The sequence below is a fragment of the Janthinobacterium sp. HH104 genome (assembly GCF_001758715.1).
Classification (GTDB): Bacteria; Pseudomonadota; Gammaproteobacteria; order Burkholderiales; family Burkholderiaceae_D; genus Janthinobacterium; species Janthinobacterium aestuarii.
Genome location: NZ_LRIB01000024.1, coordinates 105,933 through 116,040 on the forward strand (window position 1 = coordinate 105,933; position 10,108 = coordinate 116,040).

General features: G+C 58.9%; 10 protein-coding genes. 3 read left to right on the forward strand and 7 right to left on the reverse strand.

Annotation, left to right across the window (positions count from 1 at the left end; genetic code table 11):
- Window positions 1-45: 45 nt before the first annotated feature.
- Both JAB6_RS09000 and JAB6_RS09005 read left to right on the forward strand, forming a co-directional pair.
- Entirely contained in the window at window positions 46-729 is a 684-nt protein-coding gene (locus JAB6_RS09000; RefSeq protein ID WP_070302340.1) for a hypothetical protein, read from the forward strand.
- The gene (locus tag JAB6_RS09005) at window positions 730-1,578 is read left to right on the forward strand and encodes a phosphodiester glycosidase family protein (protein ID WP_070302338.1); all 849 of its coding nucleotides are present in this window, start codon (window positions 730-732) and stop codon (window positions 1,576-1,578) included.
- 61 nt (window positions 1,579-1,639) lie between these two features.
- Here the strand turns inward: JAB6_RS09005 and JAB6_RS09010 are convergent, their stop codons facing one another.
- The 7 genes from JAB6_RS09010 to cyoA all read right to left on the reverse strand — a co-directional run bounded on the left by JAB6_RS09010 (window position 1,640) and on the right by cyoA (window position 8,408).
- Window positions 1,640-2,176, reverse strand: a complete 537-nt coding sequence (locus tag JAB6_RS09010; protein WP_034748067.1) for a response regulator transcription factor — start codon at window positions 2,174-2,176, stop codon at window positions 1,640-1,642.
- Window positions 2,166-3,515: an ATP-binding protein gene (locus JAB6_RS09015; protein ID WP_034748064.1), complete on the reverse strand. Its 1,350-nt coding sequence runs from the start codon at window positions 3,513-3,515 to the stop codon at window positions 2,166-2,168. The genes JAB6_RS09010 and JAB6_RS09015 overlap by 11 nt, the downstream gene beginning before the upstream one ends.
- Window positions 3,499-4,326, reverse strand: a complete 828-nt coding sequence (locus JAB6_RS09020) for an SURF1 family protein (protein WP_083292616.1) — start codon at window positions 4,324-4,326, stop codon at window positions 3,499-3,501. Before JAB6_RS09020 ends, JAB6_RS09015 begins: the two co-directional genes overlap by 17 nt.
- Window positions 4,323-4,709 (reverse strand): cytochrome o ubiquinol oxidase subunit IV, encoded by a 387-nt coding sequence (gene cyoD / locus JAB6_RS09025; RefSeq protein ID WP_034748058.1) that lies wholly within the window; start codon window positions 4,707-4,709, stop codon window positions 4,323-4,325. Before cyoD ends, JAB6_RS09020 begins: the two co-directional genes overlap by 4 nt.
- Window positions 4,706-5,344: a cytochrome o ubiquinol oxidase subunit III gene (gene cyoC / locus JAB6_RS09030; RefSeq protein WP_034788486.1), complete on the reverse strand. Its 639-nt coding sequence runs from the start codon at window positions 5,342-5,344 to the stop codon at window positions 4,706-4,708. The genes cyoD and cyoC overlap by 4 nt, the downstream gene beginning before the upstream one ends.
- On the reverse strand, window positions 5,337-7,340 hold the full coding sequence (gene cyoB, locus JAB6_RS09035; RefSeq protein ID WP_034748052.1) for a cytochrome o ubiquinol oxidase subunit I: 2,004 nt from the start codon (window positions 7,338-7,340) through the stop codon (window positions 5,337-5,339). The genes cyoC and cyoB overlap by 8 nt, the downstream gene beginning before the upstream one ends.
- Before the next feature lie 84 nt (window positions 7,341-7,424).
- Entirely contained in the window at window positions 7,425-8,408 is a 984-nt protein-coding gene (gene cyoA, locus JAB6_RS09040) for a ubiquinol oxidase subunit II (protein ID WP_083292615.1), read from the reverse strand.
- 217 nt (window positions 8,409-8,625) lie between these two features.
- Between cyoA and JAB6_RS09045 the strand changes: the two genes are divergently transcribed.
- Entirely contained in the window at window positions 8,626-9,972 is a 1,347-nt protein-coding gene (locus JAB6_RS09045; RefSeq protein WP_070302334.1) for an MFS transporter, read from the forward strand.
- The last annotated feature ends 136 nt before the right edge of the window (window positions 9,973-10,108 follow it).

Sequence of the window (10,108 nt, forward strand, 5' to 3'; positions counted from 1 at the left end):
TCGTATTCCTTTGCTGCCGTCCTTATTTTACTTCCGGAGCGCCCCATGGAAGCATCCAGCAACGAGCGTGATTCCAGCCAGAAGGATGCTGACTTTAATGCCCAGATGGAACTGTACGTCAAACGCAAATTAAAACTCCTGGCCGCACAAATTGGCACATTGACATTTCTACTTGGAGCGCTAGGATTCATGGGGATTGGATACAAAGAACTCATTTTTACACCGATCGTAAAATATATCTATCCACCATCGCTGATACGGGAAGAATTGCTGAAATTGAGCACCGATACGGATAGCAAGGAATCGACTGCCTTGAAAACCAACGTTCTGGACTTCCTGCATGATCATGTGGACTCCGGCTATACGAAGGTGATGATTCTGCCGGCCAGGGGCAAATTCAATGACAACAATATCCCTTTCTATTCGACTCCCGAGCAGGAAGTTGAACTGACCATCTACGTCGACACAGAACAACTCGACTTTCGATATGTGGCAACCGTGGACCAGAAACCGATCGATGACGACGGAGGTTCCGATCATTCCATTCCAATGAGCCGTCCCGTTTTGAATATCTCGCTAGCCAAAAAACTCAACTTTGACCAGTTTTCCAAACATAAAAGATTGCCCAACCTGCATCTGCTATCGATCAGCCCAACCGATGTACAGAACAAGGATGTCATCATTACGTGCGTCATTATCGTCAGAAACAAAAAAATGAGGCAACAATAAATGTCCCATTTCAAAAGGCAACTTGTTTACCTGGGCATCTCGGTGCTGGCGACCATTGCAATGCCATCGGCAAGTGCAGGCATTCCGTTGCAGTACAAAAAAGTGGCGCCCGGCATAGAGATCAGCGACGCAACCGTTGCGGTGAACAAAAGCAGTGCCGATTCCGTGGATTTTCACCTTATCCGTGTCAATCCCGCGCTGGTGCGCATATCGGTCGTTGACGTGCGCTACTTGTCCAATCCGCATGACAAGAATTCCATGCAGATCGCCTTCAGCCTGCGAGAAGTGATGCGCCTGATTACTCCTGCTGCGGCAATTAACGGTGGCTACACGCGCTCCCTCATCAAGCCGATACCGACCGGCTTGATTTTATCCGAAGGCAAACATACCTCGAAAATCATCAACGATTCAACAAAAATCAGAGGGGTCATCTGCATCCACCGCGATGGACGCATCGCCATCGATGAAATCAGCGCCATCGCCACGACCGACTGCCTATCTGCCATTCAGTCCGGCCCAATGGTCATTGAAAAAAATGGTGTGAACGGCATACGCAAGTCGCAACAATCGGTCAGGGCCGTACGCTCGCTGGTGGGTATCGATCAAAAGGGATGGGTGTACCTGATACAGACGACGAGCGCCTCACTGTTTGATCTGGCGGAGATACTTCGCCCGGGTGGCGCCCTGGGCACCGGCCTGAATGCCGTCCTCAATCTTGACGGAGACGTCGATTCAGGAATGATGCTCAAGGACGAAAATGGTACCCGTATCTTTGGCAACGTCGATGCTGTCATTCCCAGTGCCCTGGTCATCCATTCACTCCCGTATCGGGGCAGGCGTCAAAAATAACAACACTCCGGCTCGCGCCACACTTCGCGGTTTTATCAGGCGAGGTTTGCAGGGAAACGCCTTACTTCACCCGCTGCTTCTCCAGCTTGCGCGCCAATGTACGCCGGTGCATGCCGAGGCGGCGGGCCGTTTCCGAGATATTGAAATCCGTCTCGGCCAGCATTTCGTGGATGCGTTCCCATTCGAGCGTCTTGATGTTGGTGGCGCGGTTCGTCAGTTCGATGTCGGCATTGCCGGCCACGTGGCCAAAGGCCGCTTCGATGTCGTCCGTGTTCGACGGTTTCGCCAGGTACTGACAGGCACCCAGCTTGATCGCTTCGACGGCCGTGCCGATGCTGGCGTAGCCGGTCAGCACGACGATCAGCATGTCCGGGTCATGCTGGTGCAGCATCTGCACGCAGGCCAGGCCCGAGGTGTTCCCATTCAACTTCAAATCGACGACGGCGTAGTCGGGGCAATGCTGCTCGAGCAAGGCGCTCGCTTCGTCGAAATTGGTGGCCAGGATGACTTGGTAGCCGCGCCGTTCGAACGAGCGGCCCAGGGTGCGGGCAAACGCGGCATCGTCTTCCACGATCAGTAACAGACGGTCATCCTGCATGGTGGTCGCTTTCTCTTTCCAGTTTGATGGCCGCCAGCGGCAAGGCCAGGTGCACCACCGCCCCGCCCTGCACCCGGTTGCGTGCCGTCACCGTGCCGCCCAGGGTACGCGCGACATTGACCACCAGGAACAAACCGAGGCCGCCGCCGGGCTTGCCCTTGCTGCTTTGGTACGGTTTACCCAGGTGCGTCAGCATCGACGGCTCGAAGCCGGGGCCCGCATCGGTAATGACCAGGTGCAAGGCATCCGCTTCGCGCGTCGCTTCGAAACGCAGCCACTCGGGCGACGCTTCCAGCGCATTGTCGAGCACATTGCAGATGGTTTGCTTCAGGGTCGAATCGAAGACGACGGGCACGTCGTGCTCGATGCGGTTATCGTATTCGAAACCCTGGATCGGGCGGCTGGTGCGCCACTCGTCGACCAGGTCGTTGAGGAAGGTATTGATCGTCGTCTTCACGGAAGATTCCCCGCGCGCCTCGCCCGCCGACAATAAAATGCCGCTGACGATGCTCTTGCAGCGCTGCAACTGGGCCTGCATTTCCGTGATTTCTTCCAGCAATTCGCTGTTCTTGCTCAGTTCCGGCATGCGGCGCCAGTCGCCGAGGATGACGGACAGGGTTGCCAGCGGCGTGCCCAGCTCGTGCGCGGCGCCCGAGGCCAGCAAGCCCATGCGGATGATGTGCTCTTCTTCCGCCGCGCGCTGGCGCAAGTCCGCCACCTTGGCGTCGCCGGCGCGCTGGTTGCGGTTGATGCGCGTGATGAACACCACCAGCAAGGCGGCATTCAAAATAAAGCAGATCAGCAAGCCCTGCACGTAGAGGCTGGAAAAGCCCCGCTCGGGGTCGATCGGCAGAATCAAGGGGCCGGGCAGCAAGGCCAGGCCGGCCAGGCACAGGCTCGTGATGGCCACCATGATCCAGGTCGACCACACTTCCAGCAGCACGGCGCTGAGGATGACTTGCAGCAGGTACAGGAAGGCAAACGGGTTGCTGATGCCGCCGCTCAGGTAGAGCTGGGCCGTCAGCACGGTGACGTCGACCAGCAGAGCGAGGAACAGGGCCGTGTTGGAAACGGGCTGGCGTTCATGCCAGCGCAGCAGGCTGGCAAGGTTAAAAGCGATGAGGCAGGACAGCACTTCGAGCATGTAGGGCACGGGCAAGGCGATGCCCAGTCCCACGCCCACGCCGAAGATCGTGCTGATCTGGCCGATAACGGCCAGCCAGCGCAGCTGGATCAGCAGCTTCATGTTCTGGTGGCCGGCCGGATGTTCCATCTCGGCCGCCACCGCGCCGCGCTCTAACACTTCGCGGTTGGGCAGGATCTCAATCCTGCCCGGCATGGTCACTCTCTTGAAGACCGGCATTACGGCGCGCGCGGCGGCGCTTGTCCTCGCGCACGAGCCACCACGTGATGCCGGCCACCATCAGGGCCAGCGCGAACCACGTCAGGGCGTACACGAGGTGGTTGTTGTGGAAGGAAATCACGGTCAGGCCGCCGACGGGTGCATCAACGGCCGTTTCCGATTTGGCCTTTGCGTCGACAAAATACGGCGCCACGTTGCTCAGCATGTGCGAGGCGCCGATGGCGGCCACGTCGCGCGAATACCAGTGTTGCGTGGCGGGACTGTTTTCGCGCAGGAAGCCGCCGCCCGTCTCGCTGACGCGCAGCAAGCCGTCGACGTGCACGATGCCGGCCGGCGTGCTGGCGGCGATGCCTTCGCGTTTCGGCACGAAGCCGCGGTTGACCAGCACGGTGCTGCCATCGGCCAGACGCAAGGGCGTCATCAGCCAGTAACCGCTGCCCAGTGCCGTCGTTGCTTGCACCAGGGTATTAAAAATGGGGAGATAGGTACCGGAGAGTCGCACATGGCGGTATTCGTCCGTTTGCTGCGTGATGCTGGCCCAGGCTGCGGGTCCAGGGGCGTCCGTTGCGGGCGCATGTACGCGTTGTTCGACGCGCTCGATCAGGTCAAGCTTCCAGAACAGGCGCTTGACTTGCCAGGTGCCCAAGGCACAGAAACCGGCAAACAAGATCCCCGCCAGCAAGGCTAATGCGTAGCGCACAGCCATGCCGCGTGGGCCTGGCGCGGCATCTTGCGATGCGGCGCCAGGGGCGCGCCCGGTGTTGCTTGGGCGCGTATTACTCATCATGGAGCCGTTTTCGTATGCATGTACTCAGGCATCAGATCCGGCATCATGTTGTGGTTCATGTGGTACATGACCCACAGGGAACCGGCCATGGCAATGCCCACGATCATGATGGTGAAGATCAGCGCCATCATGTTCCAGCCGCCTTCGGACTTGGTGTTCATGTGCAGGAAGTACACCATGTGTACCACGACTTGAACAGCCGCGAACGCCAGCAGGACCAGGCCCATGGTGCCCGAGTTGGTGATGGCTTTCGTCATCACCAGCCAGAACGGAATGGCCGTCAGGATCACCGACAGGATGAAACCGATCGTGTAGCTTTTCAGGCTGCCATGATCGTGGTTGTCATGGTGGTGGCTATCGCCGTGTGTGTGGTGGTCGCTCATGGCAGCACTCCCATCAGGTAGACAAAGGTGAAGACGCCGATCCAGATGACGTCCAGGAAGTGCCAGAACAGCGACAGGCACATCATGCGGCGGCCGTTTTCCGGGGTCAGGCCATGCTTGTTCAACTGGAACATCAAGGTCACGAGCCAGATCACGCCGAACGTCACGTGCAAGCCGTGGGTACCGACCAGGGCGAAGAACGACGACAGGAACGCGCTGCGCTGCGGACCGGCGCCTTCGTGGATCAGATGAATGAATTCATACATTTCCAGCGACAGGAAGGCCAGGCCGAACAGGCCCGTGATGCCCAGCCAGACCAGGGTGCTGCGCAATTGCTTGCGCTGCATGGCCAGCATGGCGAAGCCGTAGGTGATCGACGACAGCAGCAGCATGGCCGTGTTGACGGCCACCAGCGGCAGGTCGAACAGCGCGGCGCCCGTCGGGCCGTCCGCGTAGCTGCGGCCGACCACGGCGTACGTGGCGAACAGACAGGCGAAGATCAGGCAATCGCTCATCAGGTAGAGCCAGAAACCCAGCAGGCTGCCGTTTTCCGGGTGGTGCTCGCGCACAAAGTAGCTGCGCGTGCTTGGTGCGGCGCCAGCGGCGCCGGTGTTATGGGCGATGGTATCAGACATGGCTGCTCAGCAATTTAGTATAAGCGTCTTCGGTACGGACCACTTCTTCCGCAGGAATGTAGTAATCGCGCTTGTAGTTAAAGGTATGGACGATGATGGTAACCATCATAATCACGAAGCCAATGCTGGCGACGAGCCACATTTGCCAGATCAGGCCAAAACCGACCAGTGCGGACAGTGCGGCGATCACGAAACCAGCCCAGGTGTTCTTCGGCATGTGGATCTTCGTGAAACCGGACGTCGGACGCTGGTAACCGTGTTTCTTCATGTCAGTCCATGCATCGAGTTCGTGCACTTGTGGCGTAAAGGCGAAATTATAGTCTGGCGGTGGCGACGACGTCGACCATTCCAGCGTACGGCCACCCCATGGGTCACCGGTCACGTCGCGCAGAGCGTGACGGTTGCGGTAGCTGACGAAGAACTGGATCAGCATGGAAGCAATACCCAGTGCGATCGAGACGGCGCCAAACCAGGCGATGATGGTCCAGATTTGCAACGATGGATCTTCGAAGTGGTTGACACGACGGGTCACGCCCATCAGGCCCAGCACGTACAGCGGCATGAAGGCCAGGTAGAAGCCGACGAACCAGAACCAGAACGAGCACTTGCCCCAGAACACGTCGAGCTTGTAGCCGAAGGCTTTCGGGTACCAGTAGTTAATCGCAGCGAAGACACCGAAGACCACGCCGCCGATAATCACGTTATGGAAGTGGGCGATCAGGAACAGGCTGTTGTGCAGCACGAAGTCAGCTGGTGGTACGGCCAGCAATACACCGGTCATGCCGCCGATGGTGAAGGTGACCATAAAGCCGATCGTCCACAGCATGGGCAGTTCAAAACGGATGCGGCCGCGGTACATGGTAAACAGCCAGTTGAAGATCTTCGCGCCCGTCGGGATCGAAATGATCATCGTCGTGATGCCGAAGAAGGAGTTGACGCTGGCGCCCGAACCCATGGTAAAGAAGTGATGCAGCCATACCAGGTACGACAGGATCATGATGACGCAGGTGGCGTACACCATCGAGGCGTAGCCGAACAGGCGCTTGCTGCTGAACGTGGCGACGACTTCCGAGAACACGCCGAACAGCGGCAGGATCAGGATGTAGACCTCTGGGTGGCCCCAGATCCAGATCAGGTTGACGTACATCATGGCGTTGCCGCCCAGTTCCGTCGTGAAGAAGTTAAAGCCTGCAACGCGGTCCAGCGACAGCATGGCCAGCACAGCCGTCAGCACCGGGAAAGCGGCGACGATCAGGATGTTGGTGCACAGTGCGGTCCAGGTGAAGACGGGCATTTTCATCCAGGTCATGCCTGGCGCGCGCATCTTGACGATGGTGGCGATCAGGTTGACACCGGACAATAGCGTCCCGACCCCGGCAATCTGCAAGGACCAGATGTAATAGTCTACCCCCACGTCCGGACTGCCGACGATGCCCGACAGTGGTGGATACGCCAGCCAGCCCGTGCGGGCGAATTCGCCGACGAACAGCGAAGCCATGACCAGGGCGGCGCCCATGGTGGTCATCCAGAAGCTGAAGTTGTTAAGGAATGGGAAAGCCACGTCGCGCGCGCCGATTTGCAGCGGCACCACGTAGTTCATCAGACCCGTCACGAAAGGCATCGCGACGAAGAAGATCATGATCACGCCGTGAGCGGTGAAGATCTGGTCGTAGTGATGCGGTGGCAGGAAGCCGGCATTGTCGCCAAAGGCGACAGCCTGCTGGGTACGCATCATCAGCGCATCGGCAAAGCCGCGCAGCAGCATGACGAGGCCCAGGATCATGTACATGATACCGATTTTTTTATGGTCGATACTGGTGATCCAGTCGCGCCACAGGGTACCCCAGACGCGGAAATACGTCAGTGCCGCAACGAGTGCGATACCGCCCAGGGCAACCATGGCAAAGGTCACCAGCAGGATAGGTTCGTGAAATGGAATTGCATCCCAAGTCAGACGGCCGAATATAAGCTTCGTCAGATCAATATGGTCTAGCATTGTTACTCTCAGAGAAAAAAGGGAGGCGCCAGGCAAACGGCGCCAGTATCTGCAGCGCAATGCGCTGCGGGATTCATGCAGTTGTTACTTGGCTTGAACGCCCTTTTCAACCACTGCATCGCTAGCGACTACTGCCGTTACGGCCGCTACCGGGCTATTTGCCATCGTCAACTTATATGGCTGGACCGGCGTCACGCACAGGGCGTCGGAAACGATGGTGCGGTTCAGGATTGCCTTGTACAGGTCGTTAGGCACGGCGCTGTAGCGGCGGACCGGATCGCGTTCGCTAGGCTGGGCCAGCGACAGGTAGTCGTCGCGGTTCAGCGCGCCGCCACCGGCACGTGCCGATTCCACCCATTTGTCGAAGTCCGCATCATTGACACCGTGGAACTTGAAGCGCATGCCCGAGAAACCGGCACCGCTGTAGTTCGCGGAGAAGCCCTTGTAGACACCAGGCTTGTTGATGACGGCATTCAACTGCGTTTCCATGCCCGGCATGGCGTAGATCTGACCTGCCAGTGCGGGGATGAAGAACGAGTTCATGACGGACGACGCGGTGATCTTGAAGCGGATTGGACGATCGACAGGCGCGTACAGTTCATTCACGGAAGCGATGCCTTGCTCCGGGTAGATGAACAGCCATTTCCAGTCCAGGGCCACGACTTCGACGATCATCGGCTTGTGGCTGGCAGGAATAGGACGGTTGGCGTCGATACGGCTCAATGGGCGGTATGGATCGAGGGTGTGGGTACTGATCCAGGTCAGCAGGCCCAGCACGATAATGATCAACAGGGGCGCGCCCCAGATAATCAGCTCGAGGCGAGTCGAGTGGTCCCAGTCCGGCTCGTATTTGGCCGCGGTGTTGTTTTTTCTATAGCGCCATGCGAAAAGCAGGGTCAGGGCGATTACCGGAACGATAATCAACAGCATCAGCAATGTCGAGATGACAATCAGATTGCCTTGCTGAACTGCGATGTCACCAGACGCATTCAGTACCACCGTATTGCAACCAGCCAACAATGCGAGAGGTGAAAGAAGCAGTCCGCGACGAACTTTTAATGAAAACATACAGGAAAGTCCAGTACAGGGGATGAAGATATGGTACTGTATTCTCACTGGAGCGCGTTGGCAATTGGACGTTTTGTCCTACCCCTTGCTCGGATTTTCACTGGGTGGCTGCGGAGTTTTCCTACAGCTATCTATTGAATAGTCCTACTCCGGGCGTGAGACACCCGGGGTATGTTACGCGTTGGCCGAACTCGAAACTATATTGGAGACGATCATCATGTCCAGCACGCGCATACACAGCGGGGATGTACCCGCCGACTTTTCCCCCCACTCCCTGCGCGACGCACGCGGGGCCGGCATGGTCGAATCGCATATCGACCCCGGTGAGATCGCCGTCGGCGTGATCATCGGCCGCGCTTCCGAATACTTTGACTTCTTTGTCTACGCCATCGCCTCGGTGCTGGTGTTTCCACGCGTCTTCTTCCCGTTTGAAGAACGCCTGGAGGGTACATTATATGCATTCCTGATCTTTTCGTTCGCCTTCATCGCCCGTCCGTTCGGCACCGTGATCTTCATGGAGATCCAGCGCCGCATGGGACGCAGCGCCAAGCTGACATTCGCCCTCTTCCTGCTGGGCGTGTCGACGGCCGGCATCGCCTTCCTGCCGACCTACTCGCACCTGGGCTTTGCCGCCATCATCTGGCTGTCCGTGCTGCGCATTGGCCAGGGCGTGGCGCTGGGCGGTTCGTGGGATGGCTTGCCTTCGCTGCTGGCACTGAACGCGCCGGAAAACAAGCGCGGCTGGTACGCCATGTTGGGCCAGCTGGGCGCACCGGTTGGCTTCCTGATCGCCGCCGGCCTGTTCTGGTTCATGCTGACCACCCTGACGGATGAAGACTTCCTCGACTGGGGCTGGCGCTATCCTTTCTATGTGGCTTTCGCCATCAACGTGGTAGCCCTGTTTGCCCGTCTGCGCCTCGTGTCGACGAATGAATATGCGCGCCTGCTCGACGAACGCGAACTGCAGCCCGTGAGCGTGTTTGAAATGAGCCGCGGCCAGGGCCGCAACGTGCTGATCGGCGCCCTCGCCGCGTTGGCCAGCTACGCCCTGTTCCACCTCGTCACCGTGTTCCCGCTGTCGTGGATTTCCGTCTACCAGACGCGTTCCGCCTCGGACTTCCTGCAAATCCAGATGCTGGGCGCCGTGCTGGCCGCCGTCGGCGTGGTGATTTCCGGCGTGCTGGCCGATAAAGTGGGCCGCCGCACCACCCTGGGCGTGCTGGCCGTGCTGATCGCCATCTTCAGCGCCTTCGTGCCAACCCTGATGGGTGGCGGCAATACGGGCCAGGACGTCTTCATCCTCGTGGGCTTCAGCCTGCTGGGCTTGTCCTACGGCCAGGCAGCCGGCGCCGTGACGGCCAACTTCCCTGCCCGCTTCCGCTACACGGGCGCGGCCCTGACGTCCGACCTGGCCTGGCTGGTCGGTGCCGGCTTCGCCCCGCTCGTGGCGCTGGGCCTGTCGGCCAACTTCGGCCTCGCCTATGTCAGCTTCTACCTGCTGTCGGGTGCCGTCGCCTCGCTGGCCGCCCTGAGCCTAAACCGGGCGCTGGAAATCCGCGACTGACATATAGACTGACATATATATAGAGAGAGAGGCAATCCGGGTGGCAGCGCGCCGCCATCCGGAACACCCCAAAAACACCCCAAAAACGCCGGCACCGTCCGGCGTTTTTTCGTAGGTCGGCTTAGCCCGCAGGGGG

Coding starts and splice junctions, on each gene's coding strand:
- JAB6_RS09000 (WP_070302340.1), top strand. CDS start 46: ATGGAAGCATCCAGCAACGAGCGTGATTCCAGCCAGAAGGATGCTGAC.
- JAB6_RS09005 (WP_070302338.1), top strand. CDS start 730: ATGTCCCATTTCAAAAGGCAACTTGTTTACCTGGGCATCTCGGTGCTG.
- JAB6_RS09010 (WP_034748067.1), bottom strand. CDS start 2,176: ATGCAGGATGACCGTCTGTTACTGATCGTGGAAGACGATGCCGCGTTT.
- JAB6_RS09015 (WP_034748064.1), bottom strand. CDS start 3,515: ATGCCGGGCAGGATTGAGATCCTGCCCAACCGCGAAGTGTTAGAGCGC.
- JAB6_RS09020 (WP_083292616.1), bottom strand. CDS start 4,326: ATGATGAGTAATACGCGCCCAAGCAACACCGGGCGCGCCCCTGGCGCC.
- cyoD (WP_034748058.1), bottom strand. CDS start 4,709: ATGAGCGACCACCACACACACGGCGATAGCCACCACCATGACAACCAC.
- cyoC (WP_034788486.1), bottom strand. CDS start 5,344: ATGTCTGATACCATCGCCCATAACACCGGCGCCGCTGGCGCCGCACCA.
- cyoB (WP_034748052.1), bottom strand. CDS start 7,340: ATGCTAGACCATATTGATCTGACGAAGCTTATATTCGGCCGTCTGACT.
- cyoA (WP_083292615.1), bottom strand. CDS start 8,408: ATGTTTTCATTAAAAGTTCGTCGCGGACTGCTTCTTTCACCTCTCGCA.
- JAB6_RS09045 (WP_070302334.1), top strand. CDS start 8,626: ATGTCCAGCACGCGCATACACAGCGGGGATGTACCCGCCGACTTTTCC.